The 22,537-nt window shown below is 75.1% G+C and carries 22 protein-coding genes; 8 read left to right on the plus strand and 14 right to left on the minus strand.

The annotated features are described in order from the left end of the window. The first annotated feature begins 85 nt into the window (after positions 1-85). Positions 86-907, plus strand: a complete 822-nt coding sequence (locus ACHZ99_RS19585) for a DeoR/GlpR family DNA-binding transcription regulator (protein ID WP_420305934.1) — start codon at positions 86-88, stop codon at positions 905-907. Positions 908-929: 22 nt separating this feature from the next. On the opposite strand, the gene ACHZ99_RS19590 is transcribed toward ACHZ99_RS19585, so the two are convergent. Continuing rightward, a complete protein-coding gene (locus ACHZ99_RS19590; protein ID WP_420305935.1) occupies positions 930-2,072 on the minus strand; it encodes a PLP-dependent cysteine synthase family protein in 1,143 nt (380 codons plus the stop codon). A gap of 148 nt (positions 2,073-2,220) precedes the next feature. Here ACHZ99_RS19590 and ACHZ99_RS19595 point away from each other — a divergent pair, with 148 nt between their 5' ends. Then, on the plus strand, positions 2,221-2,562 hold the full coding sequence (locus tag ACHZ99_RS19595) for a hypothetical protein (protein WP_420305936.1): 342 nt from the start codon (positions 2,221-2,223) through the stop codon (positions 2,560-2,562). Between the two features lie 163 nt (positions 2,563-2,725). Here the strand turns inward: ACHZ99_RS19595 and ACHZ99_RS19600 are convergent, their stop codons facing one another. The 3 genes from ACHZ99_RS19600 to ACHZ99_RS19610 are packed head-to-tail and all read right to left on the minus strand — an operon-like array spanning position 2,726 to position 6,401. After that, entirely contained in the window at positions 2,726-5,281 is a 2,556-nt protein-coding gene (locus tag ACHZ99_RS19600; protein ID WP_420305937.1) for an ABC transporter permease, read from the minus strand. Next, positions 5,278-6,093 (minus strand): ABC transporter ATP-binding protein, encoded by an 816-nt coding sequence (locus ACHZ99_RS19605; RefSeq protein WP_420305938.1) that lies wholly within the window; start codon positions 6,091-6,093, stop codon positions 5,278-5,280. The genes ACHZ99_RS19600 and ACHZ99_RS19605 overlap by 4 nt, the downstream gene beginning before the upstream one ends. Further along, positions 6,090-6,401, minus strand: coding sequence for an SHOCT domain-containing protein (locus ACHZ99_RS19610; RefSeq protein WP_420305939.1), 312 nt, complete (start codon positions 6,399-6,401; stop codon positions 6,090-6,092). The genes ACHZ99_RS19605 and ACHZ99_RS19610 overlap by 4 nt, the downstream gene beginning before the upstream one ends. Before the next feature lie 289 nt (positions 6,402-6,690). Here ACHZ99_RS19610 and ACHZ99_RS19615 point away from each other — a divergent pair, with 289 nt between their 5' ends. Continuing rightward, positions 6,691-6,948, plus strand: a complete 258-nt coding sequence (locus ACHZ99_RS19615; RefSeq protein WP_027769898.1) for a hypothetical protein — start codon at positions 6,691-6,693, stop codon at positions 6,946-6,948. Positions 6,949-7,025: 77 nt separating this feature from the next. Here the strand turns inward: ACHZ99_RS19615 and ACHZ99_RS19620 are convergent, their stop codons facing one another. Both ACHZ99_RS19620 and ACHZ99_RS19625 read right to left on the minus strand, forming a co-directional pair. Then, on the minus strand, positions 7,026-7,559 hold the full coding sequence (locus ACHZ99_RS19620) for an NUDIX hydrolase (RefSeq protein WP_078898122.1): 534 nt from the start codon (positions 7,557-7,559) through the stop codon (positions 7,026-7,028). Between the two features lie 46 nt (positions 7,560-7,605). After that, positions 7,606-8,943, minus strand: coding sequence for a transcriptional regulator (locus ACHZ99_RS19625; RefSeq protein ID WP_420305940.1), 1,338 nt, complete (start codon positions 8,941-8,943; stop codon positions 7,606-7,608). Between the two features lie 379 nt (positions 8,944-9,322). On the opposite strand from ACHZ99_RS19625, the gene ACHZ99_RS19630 reads away from it, so the two are divergent. Then, positions 9,323-9,886, plus strand: coding sequence for a GNAT family N-acetyltransferase (locus ACHZ99_RS19630; RefSeq protein ID WP_420305941.1), 564 nt, complete (start codon positions 9,323-9,325; stop codon positions 9,884-9,886). 12 nt (positions 9,887-9,898) lie between these two features. Here ACHZ99_RS19630 and ACHZ99_RS19635 read toward each other — a convergent pair whose 3' ends face one another. Then, positions 9,899-11,128 carry an ROK family protein gene (locus ACHZ99_RS19635; RefSeq protein WP_420305942.1) on the minus strand — a complete coding sequence of 410 codons (1,230 nt, stop codon included), beginning with the start codon at positions 11,126-11,128 and terminating at the stop codon, positions 9,899-9,901. 17 nt (positions 11,129-11,145) lie between these two features. Between ACHZ99_RS19635 and ACHZ99_RS19640 the strand changes: the two genes are divergently transcribed. Then, positions 11,146-12,417: an MFS transporter gene (locus ACHZ99_RS19640; protein ID WP_420305943.1), complete on the plus strand. Its 1,272-nt coding sequence runs from the start codon at positions 11,146-11,148 to the stop codon at positions 12,415-12,417. 21 nt (positions 12,418-12,438) lie between these two features. Here the strand turns inward: ACHZ99_RS19640 and ACHZ99_RS19645 are convergent, their stop codons facing one another. Beyond that, positions 12,439-12,834, minus strand: coding sequence for a MarR family winged helix-turn-helix transcriptional regulator (locus ACHZ99_RS19645; protein WP_420305944.1), 396 nt, complete (start codon positions 12,832-12,834; stop codon positions 12,439-12,441). A 101-nt stretch (positions 12,835-12,935) separates the two neighbouring features. Between ACHZ99_RS19645 and ACHZ99_RS19650 the strand changes: the two genes are divergently transcribed. Next, the gene (locus tag ACHZ99_RS19650) at positions 12,936-13,166 is read left to right on the plus strand and encodes a DUF6332 family protein (protein ID WP_420305945.1); all 231 of its coding nucleotides are present in this window, start codon (positions 12,936-12,938) and stop codon (positions 13,164-13,166) included. Here ACHZ99_RS19650 and ACHZ99_RS19655 read toward each other — a convergent pair. From ACHZ99_RS19655 to ACHZ99_RS19665, 3 genes are all read right to left on the minus strand, one after another. After that, positions 13,120-14,634, minus strand: coding sequence for a tripartite tricarboxylate transporter permease (locus tag ACHZ99_RS19655; RefSeq protein ID WP_420305946.1), 1,515 nt, complete (start codon positions 14,632-14,634; stop codon positions 13,120-13,122). The two genes, ACHZ99_RS19650 and ACHZ99_RS19655, sit on opposite strands and share 47 nt — an antisense overlap. Before the next feature lies 1 nt (position 14,635). Further along, positions 14,636-15,118: a tripartite tricarboxylate transporter TctB family protein gene (locus tag ACHZ99_RS19660; protein WP_420306066.1), complete on the minus strand. Its 483-nt coding sequence runs from the start codon at positions 15,116-15,118 to the stop codon at positions 14,636-14,638. 220 nt (positions 15,119-15,338) lie between these two features. Continuing rightward, positions 15,339-16,334, minus strand: a complete 996-nt coding sequence (locus ACHZ99_RS19665; RefSeq protein ID WP_420306067.1) for a Bug family tripartite tricarboxylate transporter substrate binding protein — start codon at positions 16,332-16,334, stop codon at positions 15,339-15,341. Positions 16,335-16,515: 181 nt separating this feature from the next. Here ACHZ99_RS19665 and ACHZ99_RS19670 point away from each other — a divergent pair, with 181 nt between their 5' ends. Together ACHZ99_RS19670 and ACHZ99_RS19675 are read left to right on the plus strand one after the other, a co-directional pair. Then, the gene (locus ACHZ99_RS19670) at positions 16,516-17,196 is read left to right on the plus strand and encodes a response regulator (protein WP_420305947.1); all 681 of its coding nucleotides are present in this window, start codon (positions 16,516-16,518) and stop codon (positions 17,194-17,196) included. Positions 17,197-17,366: 170 nt separating this feature from the next. Beyond that, positions 17,367-19,586, plus strand: a complete 2,220-nt coding sequence (locus ACHZ99_RS19675; protein ID WP_420305948.1) for a terpene synthase family protein — start codon at positions 17,367-17,369, stop codon at positions 19,584-19,586. A gap of 29 nt (positions 19,587-19,615) precedes the next feature. Here the strand turns inward: ACHZ99_RS19675 and ACHZ99_RS19680 are convergent, their stop codons facing one another. The 3 genes from ACHZ99_RS19680 to ACHZ99_RS19690 all read right to left on the minus strand — a co-directional run bounded on the left by ACHZ99_RS19680 (position 19,616) and on the right by ACHZ99_RS19690 (position 22,473). Continuing rightward, positions 19,616-20,281, minus strand: a complete 666-nt coding sequence (locus tag ACHZ99_RS19680; protein ID WP_420305949.1) for a response regulator — start codon at positions 20,279-20,281, stop codon at positions 19,616-19,618. Next, positions 20,278-21,627: a sensor histidine kinase gene (locus ACHZ99_RS19685; protein WP_420305950.1), complete on the minus strand. Its 1,350-nt coding sequence runs from the start codon at positions 21,625-21,627 to the stop codon at positions 20,278-20,280. The genes ACHZ99_RS19680 and ACHZ99_RS19685 overlap by 4 nt, the downstream gene beginning before the upstream one ends. 81 nt (positions 21,628-21,708) lie before the next feature. Continuing rightward, entirely contained in the window at positions 21,709-22,473 is a 765-nt protein-coding gene (locus tag ACHZ99_RS19690) for a TetR/AcrR family transcriptional regulator (RefSeq protein WP_420305951.1), read from the minus strand. Between the last annotated feature and the right edge of the window lie 64 nt (positions 22,474-22,537).

Raw genomic sequence — 22,537 nt, forward strand, 5'->3', positions numbered from 1 at the left:
GGTGGCCGGACACCCGAGGCCGCGGCCCGTCTCCGCATGGGAGGATGACCCCGACGAGCGGCCCCGGGGACGAGAGGCGGACGGCGTGAGCGACAACCAGAACCTGCTCGCGGAGCAGCGCCGGGCCCTCATCCTGGACGAGGTCCGGCGCCGCGGCGGGGTGCGGGTGAACGAGCTGACGCGCCGTCTGAACGTCTCCGACATGACCATCAGGCGCGACCTCGACGCGCTCGCGCGCCAGGGGGTCGTGGAGAAGGTCCACGGCGGCGCCGTGCCGCTGGCCGAGGCGAGCACCCACGAGCCCGGCTTCGAGGCCAAGTCCTCGCGGGAGACGGGCGCGAAGGAGGAGATCGCCCGGGCGGCGGCGCAGATGGTGGCGCCGGGCGCGGCGATCGCGCTCTCCGGCGGGACGACGACGTTCGCGCTGGCGCGCGAGCTGGTCGAGGTGCCGGAGCTGACGGTGGTGACCAACTCGGTGCGCGTCGCCGACGTGTTCTACGCCGCCCAGCAGCCGGGCGCGCGCGGCGCGACGGTGGTGCTGACGGGCGGGGTGCGGACCCCGTCGGACTCGCTGGTCGGCCCGGTGACCGACCAGGCCATCCGCACGCTCCACTTCGACGTGCTGTTCATCGGGGTGCACGGCATATCGGTGCAGGCGGGGCTCTCCACGCCGAATCTCGCGGAGGCGGAGACGAACCGCCATCTGGTGCGGGCGGCGCGGCGGGTGGTGGTCGTCGCCGACCACACCAAGTGGGGCACGGTGGGTTTGAGTTCGTTCGCCTCGCTGGACGCGGTGGACGCGCTGGTGACGGATCCGGGGGTGCGCCCGGAGGCGCGCGCGGAGATGGCGGAGCACCTGCCGGAGGTCGTGGTCGCGGGCGGGCCGCAGGCGCCGGCGGAGGGCTGAGCGGCCGCGGGGCCGGGGGCGCTCAGCAGGTCCAGCGGCCGGTGGCCAGGAAGCCGTCGAGGTGCGCGGCGTACGGGCCGACGTCGAGGCCCTGTCCGGCGAGCCAGTCGTCGGAGTAGTACTTGTCGAGGTAGCGGTCGCCGGGGTCGCAGATCAGGGTAACGACGCTGCCGTGCCGGCCGGCGTCGACCATCTCACCGACGATCTTCAGCGCGCCCCACAGCCCGGTGCCCGTCGAGCCGCCGGCCCGGCGGCCGATGGCCCGCTCCAGGGCGCGTACGGCCGCCACGGTGGCCGCGTCAGGGACCTTCATCATCCGGTCGATGGCCGCGGGCAGGAAGCTGGGCTCCATCCGCGGGCGGCCGATGCCCTCGATGCGGGAGCCGCTGTCGGCCGTGACGCCGGCGTCGCCGCTCTCCCAGCCGTCGAAGAAGCAGGAGTTCTCCGGGTCGGCGACGCAGACGCGGGTGTCGTACTGCAGGTAGCGCACGTAGCGGGCGATGGTGGCGGACGTGCCGCCGGTGCCGGCGGTGGCGACGATCCAGGCGGGCTCGGGGAACCGCTCCAGGCGGAGCTGGGTGTAGATCGACTCGGCGATGTTGTTGTTGCCGCGCCAGTCCGTCGCCCGTTCGGCGTAGGTGAACTGGTCCATGTAGTGGCCGCCGGTCTCCTCGGCCAGCCGGGCCGACACCTCGTACACCGTCCGCGGGTCGTCCACCAGGTGACAGCTGCCGCCGTGGAACTCGATGAGCCGGGTCTTCTCCCGGCTGGTGGTGCGCGGCATCACCGCGATGAAGGGCACGCCGATCAGGTCGGCGAAGTACGCCTCGGAGACGGCGGTGGACCCGGACGACGCCTCGATGACGGGCTTGCCGGGGCGGATCCAGCCGTTGCACAGCCCGTAGAGGAACAGCGAGCGCGCGAGGCGGTGCTTGAGGCTGCCGGTGGGGTGGGTGGACTCGTCCTTGAGGTAGAGGTCGATGCCCCACCGCTCGGGCAGCGGGAAGCGGAGCAGGTGGGTGTCGGCGGTGCGGTTGGCGTCGGCCTGCACCTTGCGGACGGCCTCCTTGAGCCAGGCGCGCGCCGCGGGGTCGCTGCGGTCGACGTCGAGGGTGGGGAGGGCGCCGCCGGGCGTGGCGGCCGGGTGCTGTGCGCTGGCGGTCACGCCCCGATCATATGCGCGGCTCTGGTCACCCCGGCCGGTCGTGGGCACACTGGCAGGAGTGCGGGTACCGCCCGCGGGCCGGGCGGTGCCGCCCATGCGCGCTCATCGCTCCAGGGGGAGCGCTGTGGGGGAGCCGAGGAGGGTCGGCGTGGCGGAGACGGAGTACACGGCTCGCGGGGTGCGGATCGGGCGCTGGGTGCGCTCACTGACCCGGGCCGGGCAGGTGCACATCAAGGACGGCCGGCTGGAGCTGCTCACCAGCTACGGCACCCAGATCGACAGCGCTCCGGTGCGCCAGGTGCGCGCCGGCCGGCCGTGGTTCGGCCGCGGCGACCGGGCGCTGGCGTCGGTCAACGGCCGGCAGTACGTCCTGACGCTCGGCGGCGAGCGGGGCGGCGGCAGGGAGTCGGGCACGAAGGCGGTCGGCCGCTTCCTCGAAGCCGTACGCGCCGCGCGCGGCCGCGGGAACGGCACGGCGGACTTCGGCTGAGCGCACCCCGCCCGCGGGGCGGGCGGGGATGTCCGGGGCCGGTCACCGCAGTGGCCGGCGGCCGCCGGGCCGCCCGCTGCGCGGGGGCGGTCACCGCCGCGGTGGCCCGCCCCGCTCCCCGAGGGGGCGGAACGGGCCACCGGCCGACGGTGCGGACCGCGGGTCACTCCGTCGCGATCGCGCCCAGGACGTCCAGCCGTGCCGCCCTGCGGGACGGCCGCCAGGCCGCCAGCGCGCCTGCCGTGAGGCCGACCAGCGCCACGATCGTCAGCTGCACCGGCGGGACGGTGAACACCCCGTCGCCGGAGGAGTCCGTGGCCTTCGTCATGGCCCAGCCGAGGAACCCGCCGAGCACCAGCCCGCCGGCCGTGCCGAAGGCGGCCACCAGCACCGACTCCCAGCGGACCATCGCGCGCAGCTGCGCCCGGGTCTGCCCGACCGCGCGCAGCAGGCCCAGCTCGCGGGTCCGCTCGTGCACGGCGAGGGTGAGGGTGTTGGCGATGCCCAGCAGGGCGATGACCACGGCGAGCGCCAGCAGCGCGTACACCAGCGTCAGCATCATGTCGACGCCCGCCGCCGAGGACTCGGCGAACTCGTCCCGCGTCTGCACCTCCGGGCTGCCGTACCGCTCGGCGACCTTCTCCACCGCCGCCTTGCCGCCGTCCTCGGACACGCCGTCCTTGAACGCGACCGCGACGAGCGTGTCGGAGTCCTGCATCCGGTGCGGCTCCCACGCCTCGCGGGTGAGGACGTAGTCCCCGGCCAGATCCGCCTGGTCGTAGACGGCCCGCACGGTGAAGGGCTGCTTCTCGCCGTCGGTGAAGGTGAAGCGCGCGGTGCTGCCGACCTCCCAGCCGTGGTCGTCCGCCTCGCTCTCCGAGACCGCGACGCCGTTCGTACCCAGGTCCGCCAGGCTGCCCTCGACCGCGCCGAGGTCGAGCACGTCGCCCATCCGCCCGGGATCCGTGACGGTCAGCGCCCTGCCGTCGCCGTCCACCCGCGCCACGCCGCTGCCCAGGCCGAGCGCGTGCTCCACCTCCCGCAGCTGCGCCACGGCCGGGGCGACCTTCGGGCTGAGCGCGCCGCTCTCCGGCCCGAAGGCCGGCACCCGCACCGCCACGTCGCCGGCGAAGGCGCGCGAGACGGTCTGGTCCATCGTGGACTTCAGCGAGGCGCCGAAGACGGTGAACAGGGACACCACGGCGACGCCGATCATCAGCGCGGTCGCGGTGGCCGCGGTGCGCTTGGGGCTGCGCAGCGCGTTGCGGCGGGCCAGCCGGCCGTTCATGCGGCGCAGCGGGGCGCCGAGGATCCGTACGGCGTACGCGGACGCCACCGGGCCCAGCACCACGAACGCGGCCAGCGTGATCACCGCGCCGGCGACCGTCAGCAGCACCGACGGGCCCGACGAGGCGCCGTACACCGTCAGCCCGGCGCCCGCGGCGGTGAGGACGCCGCCGACGAGGGCCCGTACCCGGGAGGAGCCCGAGTCGTCCACGGCCGTCTCGCGCAGCGCCGCCAGCGGCGCCGTGCGGCCGGCGCGGACGGCGGGCGCCAGCGCGGAGGCCAGGCACACCAGGACGCCGGTGGCGAACGGCAGGGCCAGCGACAGCCCGCTGACCACCAGGTCGCCGTCGGGGAACGGGAAGCCGACCGCCGGGAACAGCGCCTGCAGCCCGGCCGCGATCCCCAGGCCGCCGGCGAGTCCGGCGAGCGAGGCGAGCACGGCGACGGCCAGCGCCTCGGCCATGGTCTGGGCCACGACCTGGCGCCGGGTGGCGCCGATCGCGCGGAGCAGGGCGTTGTCGCGGGTGCGCTGGGCGACGACGATCGCGAAGGTGTTGTAGATGCTGAACGTGGCGACCAGCATGGCCACGCCGGCGAAGCCGAGCAGGCCGGCGGTGAAGCCGCTGAGGAACTGACCGGCGATCTGGTCCTGGTTCTCCTCGGTGACCTCCTGCCCGGTGACGGCCTCGACGCCGTCGGGCAGCGCCGGGGCCAGCGCCCGGACCAGCCCGCTCTGGCTCTCCCCCGAGTCGGCGCGCACCTGGATGCTGGTGGCCCGGCCGGGCTCCGGCGTCAGGTACTTCTCCGCGTCGGCGCGGGTCAGCGCGGTGAAGGTGGTCTGGCCCATGCCGTCCTCGCCGCCGAAGGTGGAGATGCCGACGATCTCGATCCGCAGCGGGTCGGGGGTGCGCACGGTCGCGGTGTCGCCGATCTCCAGGCCGGCGGCGTCGGCGGCGCCGCGGTTGATCACGGCCTCACCGGAGCGCTCGGGCGCGCGGCCGTCGGCGATCTGGTACGAGTTCAGTTCCTCGTCGGCGATCCAGTTCCCGGCCAGGGTCGGAGGGCCCCCGCCGCCCACCGGCTCGCCGTCCTCGTCGATGATCTGGCCGGGGCCCTCGATGCGGGGCTCGGCCGCGGCGACGCCCGGCAGCTGCGCGATCTCGTCCGCCAGCCGAGCGGGGACGGTCTGGCGGGTGCCGAACGACTCGCCGGGGGTGGTGATCATGTCGTCGCCGCGTACCACCGCGTCCGTACCGCCGGTGGCGCGGCCGAACATGGCGTCGAAGCTGGACCTCAGGGTGTCCCCCATGACGAGGGTGCCGCCGAGGAACGCGACGCCGAGGAGCACGGCGAAGAACGTGCCGGCGAACCGCCGCTTGTGCGTGCGCAGCCCGGCCATGCTCAGCCGCAGCGACGCGCGGGTGCCGCTCATGACGAACTCTTCCTCTCCGCGGGGTCGTTCAGGGGACGGGCCGGGCGGGGGCTGTCACCGACGAAGCGCTGCATGCGGTCCAGCACGCGGTCCGCGGTGGGCTCCGCCATGCGGTCGACCAGCCGGCCGTCGGCGAGGAAGACCACCTCGTCGGCGTAGGCCGCCGCGACCGGGTCGTGGGTGACCATGACCACGGTGCGGCCGAGGTCGCGCACGGTGTCGGCGAGCAGCCCGAGGACCTCGGCGCCGGAGCGCGAGTCGAGGTTGCCGGTGGGCTCGTCGGCGAAGACGACGTCGGGGCGGCCGGCGAAGGCGCGGGCCACGGCGACGCGCTGCTGCTGGCCGCCGGACAGCTCCGCGGGCCGGTGGTGCAGCCGGTCGCGGAGGCCGACGACGTCGATGAGCGAGTCGATCCAGGCGGGGTCGCCGCGGCGGCCGGCCAGGTCCATGGGCAGGGTGATGTTCTCCGCCACGGTCAGCGTCGGCAGCAGGTTGAACGCCTGGAAGACGAAGCCGATCCGGTCGCGGCGCAGCTTGGTCAGCCGCTTGTCGTCGAGCGCGCCCAGCTCGGTGTCGCCGATGAAGGCGGCGCCGGAGGTGAGCGTGTCCAGGCCGGCGGCGCAGTGCATCAGCGTGGACTTCCCGGACCCGGAGGGGCCCATGATGGCCGTGAACCTCCCGGCCGGGAAGGCGACGCCGACGCCGTCGAGCGCCCGGACCTCGGTGTCGCCGCTGCCGTAAACCTTGGCGGCGTCGACGACGCGGGCGGCCGCGCCGGTGATCACGGGGGCGGTGCCGGTCGCGTGCGTCATGCCGCACCGCCCTTGCCCTCGGTCCGGTGGCCGAACTCCTCGTTCAGCACGGACAGCCGGCGCCAGTACTCGTCCTCGTCGATCTCGCCCGCCGCGAAGCGCCGGCCGAGCACGGCGATCGGCGACTGCTCGCCGTAGCCGGTGCCGCCGGGGCCGCCGCGGAAGCGCTGCCAGGGGGCGCCGCGTCCGCGCCCGACGACGCGGCGGACGAAGAAGAACAGGCCGCCGATCACCAGTGCCCACATGAGCGGGAAGAGCAGGACCCAGGGGCCGGGCCCGCCGTCGTTCCAGTGCGCCAGGGTGTTCATCGTCCTCAACTCCTCGATGGTTTCCGTGGTGCTGACACCATCGAGACTCCCGCTCGGAGGGGGTCCGGGTCGTCGTACGGCCAGCGGCACCCGGCCTGCTCCCGGCGGAGTACCCGGGCGGTCTCCGGCTGCTCCCGGCGCCCCGCCCGCGGTCACTGTGCGTGACGAATTCACACGGGGTGCGCCCGGGGCACGTGCATATGCACCCTCCACACGCTCCCGCGTACGCCCCCGGTGGCCTTCCATGGACGGTGGACGCGGGGCACGGACGGGACAAAGGAGCAGAACCGTGGCCACGGAACCCGACACGAGTGCGGTCGTGTCCGAGCTCGCCGAGATCCGGCGCTCCCTCGACGTGGGCCTGGCCCGCATCGACGGGCGGCTCGCACTGCTGTCGCAGCGTAGTCAGCAGATGGAGCGCGAGATCGACGAACTCACGGCACGCGTCACCTCGCTGGAGCACTCGCGCTGGCCACTGCCCTCGATCGCCGCGCTCACCGGCGCGGCGGCGATGGCGCTGGCGTTATGGCAGGCGCTGGGCCGCTGAGCGGCGCCGAGCGGCAGACCCGGCCCACCGGCCGCCGGTCCCACGTAGCGCGGGGCCGGCGGCCCGGGCCGTCCGGATCAGGCGCCGAGGCGCAGGTGGTGGAGCATCAGCAGCGCCGCGGCCATGTTCGCGGCGGGCACCTCGCCGCGGCCGACCATGTCGGGCACCCCCTTCAGGGGCACCCACTCCCGCCGGTCGGACTCGAAGTCGTCCTCGGGGTCGCCGATCTGCACCGCCTCCGTGGCGTAGTAGATGAGGTGGCGGGCGTCCGTCAGGCCGTTGGACGGCTCGACGGTCATCAGGTGCGTGAGCGGGCCGGGCCGCCAGCCGGTCTCCTCCTCCATCTCGCGGGCGGCGGCGGTCTCGGGGTCCTCCCCGTCCTCCACCACCCCGGCGGCCAGCTCCCATCCGTAGACGTCGGTGATGAAACGGTGCCGCCACAGCAGCAGCACCTCGTTCGCCTCGTTGACCGCGGTCGCCACGGCGACGGGTCGCAGGCGGATCAGATAGTGGTCAAGGTGGCGCCCGTCCGGGAGTTCCACGTCGGCCAGGTTGACGCGGAACCAGCGGTTTTCGTACACGGTGTGCTCCCTGAGGTTCCTCCATCGCACGTACCATCCCCCTTGTCGCCGTCCAGTGGCGGTGACGGCCCCCGGCTCAGAGCGGAACGCGCAACGCCGCGTCGATCAGCTCCGCCGCCTCGGCGGTCCCCCCTCCGCCGGTCTCGGTCAGATGGCGACGGACCGCGCGCAACCTGTCCCGCAGCCGCTGCGACTCCATCCCTCTGGCCGCCCGTGCCATTTCCAGCGCCGCCTGCGCCGCCTCCTCGGCGTCCCCCTGGCGCAGCTCGACGTGGCTCAGAATCGCCAGCCGGTGCACCCGCCCCCGGTCGTGGGCGGGCCGGTGCACGGCGGCCGCCGCCTGTTCGCGGGCGGCGCGCAGGTCCCCGATGCGTAAGAGCGCCTCGGCGACCTGCACATTGACCAGACCCGGCTGGACGTAGTCCGTCTCGGCCGGCTCCTGGCGGGCGCTGATCCGCCCGGCGGCGGACTCGGCGCGGCGGATGCAGCCCAGGGTGCCCGAGCGGTCGCCGAGGAAGGCGTACGCCTTGGCCTGCATCGCGTACAGATCGGCCGCCAGGGCGGGGCTCACGTCCTGGTCCGCGGCCCGCAGCGCGGCCTCCGCGAACGCCACGGCCTGACGGTACTCCCGCAGGAACAGCGACTGGTTGACGAGCATCGCGATGACGTACGCGCCGAAGCCGCGGTCCCCGCTGGCCTTGGCCAGCCGGAGCGCCTGGTGGAAGTAGCGCTGCGACAGGCCGAGGGCGTCCGAGTCGTACGCGCAGATGCCCGCGACGGCGACGAGGCCGCCGGTGGCCCGGTGCAGCCGGCGGCCCACCTCGTCGCCGTACGAGCCGCGGAGCAGCGGCGCCGCCTCGGAGTTGAGGAAGCGCACGACGCGGGCGCGCGTCGCCATGCCGCCGGCCTTGCGGTACATCTGCTCGTAGTGCGCGCGGGCGGCCTTCAGGGTGGTGACGTCGGCCTCGCTGACGTGCACGGGCCCGGTCCGGGAGACGTCGCCGTCCTCCGGCGGGTTCTCCCACTCCCAGACCGGGATGACGGCCGGGGTGCCGGTGAGCGCGCGGGCGCCGACGACGTGCGGCTGCTGCTGCTCGTCGGAGCGCCACAGGGCGGTGGCCCGCTCGACGAAGCGGGCGAGCGGGGCGCCGCCCGACGAGGTGCCGGCGGCGGAGCCGAAGCCGATGTCGTCCAGCGTGACCGGGCGGTCGAGGCGTTCGGCCAGCACCTCGCAGATGAGGTCGGGGACCTGGCCGCGCGGTCGCTGGCCCTTCAGCCAGCGGGCGACGGCGGTGTGCTCGTAGCGCAGCCGCAGACCGCGGGCGGCACCGGCCCGGTTGACGTGGGCGGCGAGCCCGGCGTGGGAGATCCCGGCCTCGTCGAGGGCCGCGTCGAGCAGGGTGTTGGGCTCCATGTGCCCTCCTGCGTGCAGGGTGTTCGCCAGCGTAGCCGAGGGCGTTTCACACGGGGTGTGAAGTGCGCGCCCGCGGTCGTGGCGTGTGCGCCCTCCCGGTGGGCACGGGTGGCGAGTTGACTGTGCGGCATCGGGTCCGCTCGCTTCCCCGCAGCCTGGCGGCGGTTCCGTAGCCGCTCCGCCCGGCCGTGCCGGACCCGGCACCCGGCCGGCCGGGCGGGCGGCAACCCCCCACCGGCGCGGGCGCCGCGGACCGGACGGCGGTCCGGCCCGCGGACGTCCGCGACCGGGGCGGGAGGGGCGCGAGGGGCCGTACGGCCGCTGCCCGGCGACGGGCGGCCGGAAGGCGGTGCGGTGCCGGCGGGTAGGGTCGGCCGGCATGACGACCGGCATGCCCGCGGAGCCCTCGGCCGTGGTCGGTGGGCTGACCGTACGTCTGCGTCCCGTCCGCGAGGACGATCTGGAGATGTTCCGCCGCTTCGCCGTCGAGCCCGGCCTCGTCGGCCTCGACTGGGCCGGGTTCCGCGACGCGGCCGCGGCGGCGAGGCGGTTCGCCGCGGACGGGTGGCTCGGCGCGGACGACAGCCGGCTGATGGTCGACGTCGGCGCCGAGGGCGGGGCCGCCGGCCTGGTCAGCTACCACAGCGGCGGGTACGCCGGGCTCGGGAAGTACTGGGAGATCGGCATCGCGCTGCTGCCGGAGTGGCGCGGGCGCGGCATCGGCTGGCGGGCGCAGGCCCTGCTCTGCGACTACCTCTTCCGGCACACGCCCGTGCAGCGCATCCAGGCCGCCACGCATGCGGAGAACCTCGCCGAGCAGGGGTCGCTGAAGCGCGCCGGGTTCACCTTCGAAGGCGTCATCCGCGCCGCGGAGTTCCGGAACGGGCAGTGGCGCGACGGCCACATGTTCAGCCGGCTGCGCGGCGACCCGTCCCCGCTGTGACCCCGCCGTAGGCTACGGCTCCAGGACGCCCAGGGGGTCGTCGAGCACCGGCTGCCAGGCGAGTTCCGCGGCGCCGACCAGGCTGTTGTGGTCCAGCGCGCACTCCAGCACCGGCACCTCCCCGCTGCGCCCCCACAGGCTGCGGTCCGCCACGACCGCGCGCAGCCGCTCCGGGGCGGCGGCCAGCAGTGTCTGGTGCAGGCCGCCGAGGATGATGCGGTCCGGGTTGAGGATGTTGACGAGGCCGGCGAGGCCGAGCCCGAGGCGGTCGACGAGCACCGCGACGGCGGCGGCGACGGCCGGGTCCGCGTACTCGTCGCGCACCAGCTCGCACGCCTGCCGCAGCAGCGAGACCTCCGGCCCCGGCGCCCGGCCCGCGGCGGTCAGCAGCGCCAGCGGGTCGGTCTCGACGTCGAGGCAGCCGCGGCTGCCGCAGTGGCAGGGCAGGCCCTCGTCGGGGTTGACGGTCAGGTGGCCGACCTCCAGCGCGAGGCCGGCGCTGCCGGTGTGCAGCCGACCGTCGAGGACGAGCGCGCCGCCGACGCCGCGGTGGCCGGTGGCGACGCACAGCAGGTGCGCGGAGCCGCGGCCGGCGCCGTGGCGGTGCTCGGCGAGGGCGGCGAGGTTGACGTCGTTGCCGGTGAACGCCCGCGGGGCGGCGGTGAACCCGATGCCGGAGTCGGCCAGGCACTCGTGGAAGATCCGGCGCACGGGCGCGCCCACGGGCCAGGCGAGGTGCAGCGGGTTGAGGGCCTCGCCGTCGGGCTCGGCGACCGCGGACGGCACGGCCAGGCCGGCGCCCACGCACCGGCGCCCGGTGGCGCGCAGCAGCTCGGCGCCCTCCGCGACGACGGCGGCCAGGACGTGCCCGGGGTCCTCCGGGACGGTGCCGCAGCCGGGGGCGGTGGCGACGATGCGCCCGCCGAGCCCGACGAGCGCGGCCCGGAAGCCGTCGGCGTGCACCTGCGCGGCCAGCACGACGGGGCCGTCGGGGTTCACGGCCAGGCCGTGGGAGGGCCGGCCCTGGTGGCCGGGCGCGGCGGCGGGGCGGGAGTCGACGGTGATCAGGCCGAGCGCCGCCAGCTCCGCGGCGACGGCGCCGGCGGTGGCGCGCGTCACCCCCAGCTCGGAGGTGAGCACGGCGCGGGTGGGCGCGCGGCCGGTGTGGACGAGCTCCAGCGCGGGCCCCAGCGCGCTGCGGCCTCTCTCGGGTCCCGCGGGCCTTGTACGAGTCGGCGTCACCCTCCTATTCTGTCTTTGTGCCGACGCTAAACAAAATACGGGCCGCCCTCCCCCGACGACTCCGCGGCACCACCCCGCCCGGCGGCGCCGCGGGAGCGCGGCTCACCCGACTCCGTATCGTCCTGACCGTCTTCTTCGCCCTCGACGGCTTCGTCTTCGCCGGCTGGGTCGTCCGTATCCCCGACATCAAGGACCAGACCGGCGCCTCGCCCAGCGCGCTGGGCCTGGCGCTCCTCGGCGTGTCCGCGGGCGGGGTGGCGACCATGGTGCTCACCGGCGGGCTGATCCGCCGCTACGGCGCCCACGTGGTCACGGTGGCCACCGCCGTGCTGCTCTGCGCCGGCGTCATGCTGCCGCCGCTGACCCGCTCCGCCGTCGCGCTCGGGCTGGTGCTGCTGGTCTTCGGCGCCGCGTTCGGCTCCATCAACGTCGCCATGAACAGCGCGGCCGTCGACCTGGTGGCCGCCATGCGCCGGCCGGTACTGCCCAGCTTCCACGCGGCGTTCAGCCTCGGCGGGATGCTCGGCGCCGGGCTCGGGGCGCTCGTCGCCGGCCACCTCTCCCCCACCCGGCACCTGCTGCTGCTCGCGCTGCTGGGGCTGGCCGTCACCGCCTTCGCGGGGCGCGCGCTGCTCGCCCTCCCGGCGCCGGAGCCCCCGCCGGCCGCCTCGGGCGCCGGAGAGCCGGCCGCGGCGCCGGGCGCGGAGGGGGCGCGTACGGCGCTGCCCGCCGGGCGCGTCCGGCTGCTCGTCGGCGTGCTCGGCCTCGTCGCGCTGTGCACGGCGTACGGCGAGGGCGCCATGGCCGACTGGAGCGCGCTGCACCTCAAGGAGTCCCTCGACGCCGGCCCGGGCCTGGCCGCCGCCGGCTACTCCGTCTTCGCCCTCGCCATGACCGCCGGCCGGCTCTCCGGCACCGCGCTGCTGCTGCGGCTGGGCCAGAACCGCGCCCTGGTCGCGGGCGGCGCGACCGCCTGCGCGGGCATGCTGCTCGGCTCGTTCTCCCCGTCCGTCTGGGGCGCGCTGGCCGGCTTCGCCCTCACCGGGCTCGGCCTGGCCAACATCTTCCCCATCGCCATCGGCCGCGCCGGCGAGCTGGCCGGGCCGCACGGCGTGGCCGCCGCGTCCACCCTCGGCTACGGCGGCATGCTCCTCGGCCCGCCCGCGATCGGCTTCCTCGCCGACTGGTTCTCGCTGCGCGCCGCGCTGAGCACGGTGGCACTGCTCGCCGGGGCCGCGTCGGTCATCGCGTACGCGATGCAGTACGCGACGCGCCCGCGCCCGAGTTGAGGACCCGGCCGGGGCGGCGGGTCATCTGATGCCGACGGTGCGGGCGAGCACCGCCCGCTGCACCGGCAGCGCCTCGGCGTGCAGCGTACGGCCCGCGTCGGTGACGCACACCTTGACGCCCCTGCGGTCCTCGGGACACATCCCGCGGGCCACCAGCCCGTGCTTCTCCAGCCTGCCGACGAGGCGGGACAGCGCGCTCTGGCTCAGGTGCACCCGGTCCGCGAGCTCCTGCACCCGCAGGCTCGCCCCGTCGCCGGCGTCCACCATGCCGAGGAGCACGTCCAGCACCTCGAAGTCGCTGGCCCCGATGCCGTATCGATGCAGCTCACGGTCCAGCTCGCCCACAGCCCGCGCGTGCACCGCGCGGATCTCCCGCCACTGAGAAACGACCGCGCCCTCGGCGCTCCCCGTTGCCATGGCATGGCACCGTACCAGCCCGTGAGCGCGATGTGACGGCCGGTGTGCAACGGATTGAACACGGGCGGGCCCGGATAGTCTCGGGGGCGGAAGGGGGCGACATGAGGGGACCGAGGACGCAGCGCCAACGGGACGCCGCGACCGTCGAGATCGTGTACGCGGCCGTCACGGCGGCGCTGCTGGGCGGCGCGGTGTTCCTCGCCGTCGCCGCGCCCGCGCTGTTCTTCGGCGCGGTGCACGGCGACGCGCGGGCGGGGCTGGTCACGGCCGCGCAGGCGGCGGGGGCTACGGTGTTCGTGATCCGCGTCGGGCTCGTCCTGCGCCGCTGGTGACCAGCCGCCGGGCCAGGGGCCAGAGCAGGATCAGCGCGATGACGGCGTAGAGCGTGACGGAGAACGGGGTGTTCGCCAGCCCGCTGAGGCTGCCGTCGCTGAGCTGGAGCGCCCGGCGCATCTGCTGCTCGGCCGCGGGCCCGAGGATGACGCCGATGATCGCCGGCAGCACCGGCAGCCCGTAGCGCCGCATGCCGAGCCCGACCAGGCCGATCACCAGCAGGACGACCAGGTCGACCGCCTCCCCGCTGACGGCGTACGCGCCGACCGCCGCGAAGAACAGGATGCCCGCGTACAGGTACGGCCGCGGGATACGCAGCAGCTTCGCCCACACCGGCGCCAGCGGCAGGTTGACCACCAGCAACAGCAGCATCCCGAGGAACAGCGAGGCGATCAGGCCCCACACCAGGTCGGGTTCCCGGTCGAAGAGCAGCGGGCCGGGCTGGATGCCGTACTGCTGGAACGCGGCCAGCATCACCGCGGCCGTCGCGGTGGTCGGCAGCCCGAGCGTGAGCATCGACACCATCGTCCCGGCGGCGGAGGCGGACGCCGCGGACTCCGGCCCGGCGACGCCCTCGATGGCGCCCTTGCCGAACTCGTCCTTGTGCTTCGACAGCCGCTTCTCCGTCACGTACGACAGGAACGTGGGGATCTCCGCGCCGCCCGCCGGGATCGCCCCGAACGGGAAGCCGATCGCGGGGCCGCGCAGCCACGGCTTCCAGGTGCGCCGCACGTCGGAGCGGTCGAGCCACGGCCGCCCGACGGGGATCGGGCCCTGCGGGCCGGAGCGCAGCCGCGCGGCCACCCACAGCGCCTCGCCGACGGCGAAGAGGCCGACCGCGACGATGATGACGTCGATGCCGTCGGCGAGTTGCAGCGAGCCGAACGTCAGCCGCTCCTGCCCGGTCATCCGGTCCAGGCCCACCAGGCCGAGCGTCAGCCCGATCAGCAGCGAGGCGAAGCCGCGGACGCGGGAGCGGCCCAGCACGGAGGTCACCGCGATGAACGCGAGGACCATGAGCGCGAAGTAGTCGGGCGCGCCGATGTCGACGGCCAGGTCCGCGATCACCGGGGCGAGCACGACCAGCAGGATCGTGCCGATCATGCCGCCGGCGAAGTGCCCGATCGCCGCGGCGGCGAGGGCCTGCGAGCCGCGGCCGGACTTGGCCATCGGGTTGCCCTCGATGGCCGCGACCACCGCGGCGCTCTCCCCCGGGGTGTTGAGCAGGATGGAGGTGGTGGAGCCGCCGAACATGCCGCCGTAGTAGATGCCGGCGAACATGATGAGCGCGGCGGTGGGCTCCAGCCCGTACGTCACGGGGAGCAGCAGCGCGACGGCCATCGCGGGGCCGATGCCGGGCAGGACGCCGATGGCCGTGCCGAGCAGGACGCCGACGGCGGCCCAGAGGAGGTTCACGGGCGTCAGCGCGGTGCCGAAGCCGTCCAGGAGGGAGGTCAGGGAGTCCATCTCACAGCACCTCCATGAGCGGGCCGCCGGGCAGCGGGACGCCCAGCAGGTTGTCGAAGACGGCGTACGTGGCCACCGACAGCACGGCCGCGATGAGCGGGTCGCGGGTGTACGCGCGGCTGCCGAGGGCGAACGCGGCGCCCCAGAAGAGCAGTGCGCCGGCAACCGGGAAGCCGAACGGGGAGATGAGGAAGGCGGTGACCAGGAAGACGCCGGCGAGCAGCAGCACGGTCCGCCACTCGGAGGGCGCGTCGAGGTCGACGTCCCCGCCGCCCTCCGCCTCGCCCCTGCCGCCGCGCAGCACGTCGACGGCGAGCAGCGCGGCGACGACGAGGAGGGCGATGCCGACGACGGTGGGCGCGGCCTCGGGGCCGACCGGGCCGCGCTGGGCGAAGTCGGTGTCCATGCGCAGCGCGTCGACCAGCACCAGCACGCCGATCGCCAGCAGCAGGACGCAGACGCCGAGTTCGGACCTGCCGCGCAGGAGGGCGAGGAAGTGGTAGCGTTCCGGGCGCGGGTTGCGAGAACCAAGCCTCCCGCGCGTGCTGCTCGAGAACCAAGACGGCACATGCACCTCTCAGAACATCGCCATACCAAACCCGGGCTGGTTTCAACCCGGCTGGTGTTGATCGCGGAAGACCTGTCGGGTCGTTGACTCGCAGGCAGTGTGAGCCAGGAATCCCCTGCTTCAGCTGGGGGAGGATTCAAAGGCCCAGCTCCTTCAGTACGGAGACCACGCGCCGGTCCTGCCCGTCGAGGTAGTCGCCGAACTTCTCGCCGGTCAGGAAGGCGTCGGTCCAGCCGTTCTTCTTCAGCGCCTGCCGCCACTCGTCGGTGTCGTGCAGCTTCTCGAAGAGGTGGATGAGGTTCTTCCGCTCGGTGTCGGACAGCCCCGGCGGGGCGACGAAGCCGCGCCAGTTGGTGAACGCGACGTCGATGCCGACCTCGCGCAGCGTGGGCGCGTCGAGGCCCGGGTGCCGCTCGCCGCCGGTGACGGCGAGGACGCGCAGCTCGCCCGCCCTGATCTGGTCGAGGTACTCGCCGACGCCGGAGACGCCGAAGGCGACCTTGCCGCCGAGGATCGACGCGAGCAGTTCGCCGCCGCCGTCGTACGGCACGTAGTTGACCTCCTTGGGCACGATCCCGGCGGCCCGGGCCATCAGCATCGGCGCCAGGTGGTCGGGGCCGCCGGGGGACGAGCCGCCGCCGACGGGGGTCTTGCCCGGGGAGGCTTTCCAGTCGGCCAGCAGGTCCTCGAAGGTCCGGTACGGGGAGTCGGCGGGGACCACGACGATGTCGGGCTCCTGGGTGACGCGGGCGAGGGGGGTGGTGTCGGCGAGGGTGTGGTCGGTGGTGTTGGTCCGGACCGCGCCGGTGACCCCGAGGCCCATGGACATCGCGAGCTTGCCGTTGCCGTGCTCGCCGACCAGCCGGGACAGGCCCACGGTGCCGCCGGCGCCGGGGAGGTTGAAGACCTCGACGTTGCTGCCGAGGTCGGCCTCCTCGATGGTGCGGGCGAGGGTGCGGGCGGTGATGTCGTAGCCGCCGCCGGGGGTGTTGGGCACCATCAGCTCCAGGCCGGGGATCCGGCTGCCCCCGGCCGCGCCGTCCCCCTCGGTGATCAGCGGCGGTCCGAGGAGCACCAGCAGCGCCGCCGCCGCGAGCGCGAACGGGGTGCGTAGAGTGGTCGGCAGGCGCACGGTTCGGTTCACCGCCTCTTCTTCGGGAATCCGGCTCCGCGGAGCCGTGGACGATCACTGGGGTCCGGGCGTCGCCACATGCTCCCGCCGTGACCGCGGGGTGTCGCGCTTGTGAACGCAAGGAAAGTTCTGGTCGTTCTGGTCCCGGTGCGGGCGGGCCCGGGGCGCTAGCCTGACCGCCGTGATCCGGGTACTGGTGGTCGACGACGACTTCATGGTGGCCAGGCTGCACAGCCGCTACGTCACGGCGACCGACGGCTTCGAGGTGGCCGGCGTCGCGCACAGCGGCGCCGGCGCGCTGCGCGCGGTGGCGCGGCTGCGGCCCGACCTGGTGCTGCTCGACGTGTACCTGCCGGACATGGACGGCATCGGGGTGCTGCGGCGGCTGCGCGCCGGGGAGCACGCGGACACCGACGTGCTCGTCATCACCGCGTCCCGGGACGCCGAGACCATCCGCGGCGCGCTGCACGGCGGCGCCCTGCACTACGTGATCAAGCCGTTCACGCAGGCCGCGCTCCAGGAGCAGCTGCGCCACATCGCCGCCACCCGCGCCCGGCTCGACGCCCTCGACGCCGCCGACGGCGTGCAGCAGGCGCACGTCGACCGGCTTTTCGGCGCCCGCCCCACCGTGTCCGGCGCGCTGCCCAAGGGGCTCAACGCCCGCACCGCCGAGCTGGTGGAACGGGTGCTGCGCGGGCACCCGGGCGGGCTGTCGGCGGCCGAGTGCGCGGAGGCGGCGGCCCTCTCCCGGGTGGCCGCGCGGCGTTACCTGGAGCACTTCGCGGAGTCCGGCCGCGCCGAGCTGTCGCTGAAGTACGGCGGCACGGGGCGGCCCGAGCACCGCTACCGCTGGGCCGGCTGAGCCCGTACGCGCCGGGGCCCCCGGCCCGTACGCCCGCGCGCCCCGCCCGTACGCCGATCCGCACGCGCGCCCCGGACGTCACCCCCACGGGTGCTTCCCCGGGTGCGGCGGCGGGCCCGGGGGTAGTGCTGCCCCCGGCGCCGAACGCGAACGAACGAAGGGGAGGGCGGATGCCGCCTAAGCAGCCGTTCGAACTGCCGGCCTTCTACCTGCCGTGGCCCGCGCGGCTCAACCCGCACGTCGAGCAGGCCCGGACGCACTCCCGGGCCTGGGCGCGCGGGATGGGGATGCTGGAGGGCTCCGGCATCTGGGACACCGCCGACCTCGACGCGCACGACTACGCGCTGCTGTGCGCGTACACCCACCCCGACTGCTCCGCGGACGTGCTCTCGCTGGTCACCGACTGGTACGTGTGGGTCTTCTTCTTCGACGACCACTTCGTGGAGGCGTTCAAGCGCGACCGCGACCGGGCCGGCGCCAAGGCGTATCTGGACCGGCTGCCGGCGTTCATGCCCGTGGAGCCGGCCGCGGCCGCCATGCCGGAGCCGCGCAACCCGGTGGAGGCGGGGCTCGCGGACCTGTGGGCGCGCACGGTGCCGGCGATGTCGGCCGGGTGGCGGCGGCGGTTCGCGCGGAGCACCGTGAACCTGCTGGACGAGTCGCTGTGGGAGCTGGCCAACATCGACGAGGGGCGGGTGGCCAACCCCGTGGAGTACGTGGAGATGCGGCGCAAGGTCGGCGGCGCGCCGTGGTCCGCGGGGCTGGTGGAGTACGCCGCGGCGGCGGAGGTGCCGGATCAGGTGGCCGGGTCCCGGCCGCTGCTGGTGCTGCGCGACACCTTCTCCGACGCCGTGCACCTGCGCAACGACCTCTTCTCCTACCGGCGCGAGGTCGAGGAGGAGGGCGAGCTGAGCAACGGCGTGCTGGTGCTGGAGACCTTCCTCGGCTGCGGCACGCAGGAGGCCGCCGAGCGCGTCAACGACCTGCTGACCTCCCGGATGCAGCAGTTCGAGCACACCGCGCTGACCGAACTGCCCGCGCTGCTGGCCGAGGAGGGGCTGACGCCGGCCGAGTGCGCGCGGGTGACGGCGTACGCGAAGGGGTTGCAGGACTGGCAGTCCGGCGGGCACGAGTGGCATCTGCGCTCCAGCCGGTACATGAACGAGGGCGCCGCGGCCGGGCCGCCCGCCCTGCTGTCCACGCCCGCGGAGCCGGGGGCGGGCGCGCACGGCCCGGCGACCGCCACCGGGGCGACGCGGCTGCGCGCGTACGCGGTCGCGCCGCACCGGCGCACCGGCCCGTCGGTGGTGCCTGGGATGCACATGCCGTACCGGCTGCGGCTCTCGGGGCACCTCGACACGGCCCGGACCCGGACCCTCGAATGGTGCCGCGAGACGGGCGCCCTCGGGCCCCAGCCCGGCGTGCCGGGCTCGCACGTGTGGGACGCGCGCCGCGTGCGCGGCTACGACCTCCCGCTGTGCGCCGCGGGGCTGCACCCGGACGCCGGCGAGGAGGAGCTGGTCCTGGCCTCCCTCTGGCTGGCCTGGGGCACGTACGGGGACGACTACTACCCGGCCGTCTTCGGCCGCGTCCACGACCTCGCGGGGGCGCGGGCCTCGAACGACCGGCTGAAGCGGTGCATGCCGGTCGAGGACGGGGCGGCGGCGCCACCGCCGGCGAACGCGCTGGAGCGCGGGCTGGCCGACCTGTGGCGGCGGACGGCCGGGCCGATGGCGCCGGAGCAGCGGGCGCGGTTCCGGGCGGCGGTGGACGTGATGCTCGACGCCTGGCTGTGGGAGCTGTCCAACCAGGCGCAGCACCGCGTCCCGGACCCGGTCGACTACGTCGAGATGCGCCGGGCGACGTTCGGGTCCGACATGACGAAGTACCTGTGCCGGCTGCGCCGCGGGGACGCCGTGCCGCCGGAGGTCTACGACAGCGGGCCGGTGGCGGCGCTGGAGAACTCCGCCATGGACTACGCCTGCCTGCTCAACGATCTCTTCTCGTACCAGAAGGAGATCGAGTACGAGGGCGAGATCCACAACGGCGTGCTGGTGGTGCAGAACTTCTTCGACGTCGGCTATGCGGACGCGGTACGGATCGTGCACGACCTGACGACGGGGCGGATGCGGCAGTTCGAGCACGTGCTGGCGACCGGGCTGCCGGTGCTGTTCGAGGACCTGGGGGCGTCGGCCGGGACGCGCGCGGCGGTCGAGGGCTACGTACGCGACCTGCAGAACTGGATGGCGGGGATCCTCAACTGGCACCGGCACGTACGGCGGTACGGGGCCGCGGAGCTGGCGGAGGACGCGGGCGGCCCGGGGCTGCCGGGCGGGCCGCCGGCGGGGCTGGGCACGGCGGCGGCGCGGCCGGCGGCGTGGGCCGGGTGAGCGTGGGCCGGGTGAGGCACGGGGCGGTGTCAGCCGAGCCAGCCGGGGCGGACCAGCCCCGACTCGTACGCCTGCACCACCAGCTGCGCCCGGTCCCGTACCCCGAGCTTGACCATCGCCCGGCTGACGTGCGTCTTGGCGGTCAGCGGGCTGACCACGAGCCGGCGGGCGATCTCCTCGTTGGACAGGCCCATGCCCACCAGCGCCATCACCTCCCGCTCCCGTTCGGTCAGCTCGTCCAGCGCCGCGGCCGCCGCGGGCTCCTTGGAACGGGCGGCGAACTCGGAGATCAGCCGGCGGGTGACGCCCGGCGAGAGCAGCGCGTCGCCCTCGACCACGGCCCGTACCGCGCGCACCAGCTCCTCCGGCTCGGTGTCCTTGACCAGGAAGCCGGACGCGCCGGAGCGGATCGCCTCGAAGACGTACTCGTCCAGCTCGAAGGTGGTGAGCATGACGACCTTGACGTCCGTCAAATCCGGGTCGCCGGTGATGCGGCGGGTGGCCTCCAGGCCGTCCAGGACCGGCATGCGGATGTCCATGAGGACGACGTCCGGCCGCTGTTCGCGTACGAGGGCGACGGCCTCGCCGCCGTCGGCCGCCTCGGCGCAGACCTCGACGTCCTCCTGGGCGTCGAGGAGGGCGCTGAAGCCGGCCCGTACGAGCACCTGGTCGTCGGCGAGCATCACGCGGATCACTGGCGCTCCTCTGGGATGTCGCGGCCGCGGGGCTCGCGGCCGGCGTTCACCGTATCCGCCGGGAGCGGGATCCGGGCCCGCACCCGGAAGCCGCCGTCGGGGCGGGTCCCCGCCTCGACGGTGCCGCCGAGCGCGGCGGCGCGCTCGCGCATGCCGACCAGGCCGTTGCCGCCGCCGGTGAGGCCGCCCGCGGTGGCCGGGCCGTCGTCGTCGACCTGGAGCTCCAGCTCGGCCGGGGCGTAAGCGACCACGACGCGGGCGGTGCGGGAGCCGGAGTGCCGGACGACGTTGGTCAGCGCCTCCTGGACGATGCGGAACGCGGCCAGCTCGGTGCCCGGCGGCAGCGGGACGCGCGTGCCGTCGACGGTGACGTCCACGGTCAGACCGGCCGCGGCGGCCTGCTCGCGCAGCTCGCCGAGCCGGTCGAGGCCCGGGGCGGGGGAGCGCGGGGCGCCGCCGGGGGTGCGCAGCGCGTCGAGCACCTGGCGCACCTCGCCGAGTGCCTCCTTGCTGGCGGACTTGATGGTGGTCAGCGCCTCGCGGGCCTTCTCGGGCTGCTGGTCGAGGAGGGCGAGGCCGACGCCGGCCTGGATGTTGATCACGGAGATGCTGTGCGCCAGCACGTCGTGCAGTTCGCGCGCGATGCGCAGCCGCTCCTCGTCGGCGCGGCGGCGCCTGGCCTGCTCGCGCTCGGCGCGCAGGGCGGCCCACTGCTCGCGGCGCGTGCGCATCAGCTCGCCGCCCGCGAGCACCGCCGCCGCCCAGGCGGCGACGAAGAGCACCTGGCCCCAGTGGCCGCCGTCGTCCCCGCCGGGCGGCAGCCAGCGGTAGAGGAGCGAGGTGTACGTGACGTGGCCGGCGAAGAGCAGCGCGAGCGCGCCCCAGGCGGCGTGCCGCTCCCCCACCGAGACGGCGGCGAAGCAGGCGACGGCGGCGCTGAGGAAGATCGGCCCGTACGGGAGGCCGGCGGCCAGGTAGCCCAGGCAGACGGCGGCGGTGCCGAAGGCCGCGGTGCGCGGGTGGCGGTGGCGCAGCAGCAACAGGACGGCGGCGGCGAGGAGGAAGCCGAGGGTGCCGGGGAAGGCGCCGACCCGGTCGGAGCCGCGGGAGGCGCCGTGGGTGCCGACGATCATGAAGAGGGTCAGAAAGAGGGTGGAGCGCCAGGGCAGCCGGTCGCGGCTGGGCAGCCAGCGCAGCAGGCCCGGCAGCGGCCGGGCGTCGGGGTCGTCCGGGTCGCCGCCGGCCCCGGGCGGGCCGCCCGGGGCGTGGGGCCCGGCGAACGGCGGCCGTCGCCGGCCGCCGGCCTCGTCGTCCCGTGCCCGCCACGGGGGTCCTCCGCGTCGCATGGCTGAAACGCTAACCGGCGGCGGTGCCCCCGGGCGTCAGCCCTGCGCGGACACCCGGTGTACTCCCGGCGGAGTACCTGCTCAGCGGTGGGTGTGGCCGCCGGGCGCAGGCGGGGCCGGCGCGGGTCGGCCGGCGGGGGTGCGGAGGCCGACACCGCGGCCCAGGTCCGCCGCGGTCAGGCCGAAGAACTCCTCGCGGGCGTCGACGACCTGGTGGAACTGGCCGAACACCTCGAAGCCCACGAGCCCGAAGAGCTGCGCCCAGGCCGCGGTCACCCGCGCCATCGCGGCGGGCGGCAGCCGCACGTCCAGCCGCCGCACCAGCTGCTCCGCGTCGTGCAGCACGGCGGCGGACCCGACGGCCGCGGGGTCGAGCAGCCCGGCGTCGGCGGCGTCCTCGACGATCCGGATGAGCGCGAGGGCGACCCGGGAGGCGGGGGCGTTGGTGTCCGCCGGCGCGGCGTAGCCGGGGACCGGGGAGCCGTAGAGCAGGGCGTACTCGTGCGGGTGGGCCAGCGCCCAGCGGCGTACCGCGTGGCAGACGGCGGTCCAGCGGGCGACGGGGTAGGCACCGGCGGGGTCGGCGGCGGAGTCGGCGGGGGGCACGGCGCTTTCGGCGGCGGCTCCCACGCTGTCGTACGCGTCGATGATGAGCGCGGTGAGGAGGTCGTCGCGGCTGGGGTAGTAGCGGTAGAGCGCCGAGGAGACCATGCCGAGCTCGCGGGCGACGGCGCGCAGCGACAGCCGGGCGGCGCCCGCCTCGGCGAGCTGGCGTCTGGCCTCCGCCTTGATGGTCTCCGCGATCTCGCCGCGGGCGCGCTGCCTGGCTCCGGTGACCTTCGTCATGGGGCCAGTCTGCCACCGCGAGATCAGTGCACACAATCGAGAGCACTGCTCTTGCCATGGCGCA

The sequence above is a fragment of the Streptomyces sp. MAR4 CNX-425 genome (assembly GCF_048656465.1).
In the GTDB taxonomy this organism is placed as follows: Bacteria; Actinomycetota; Actinomycetes; order Streptomycetales; family Streptomycetaceae; genus Streptomyces.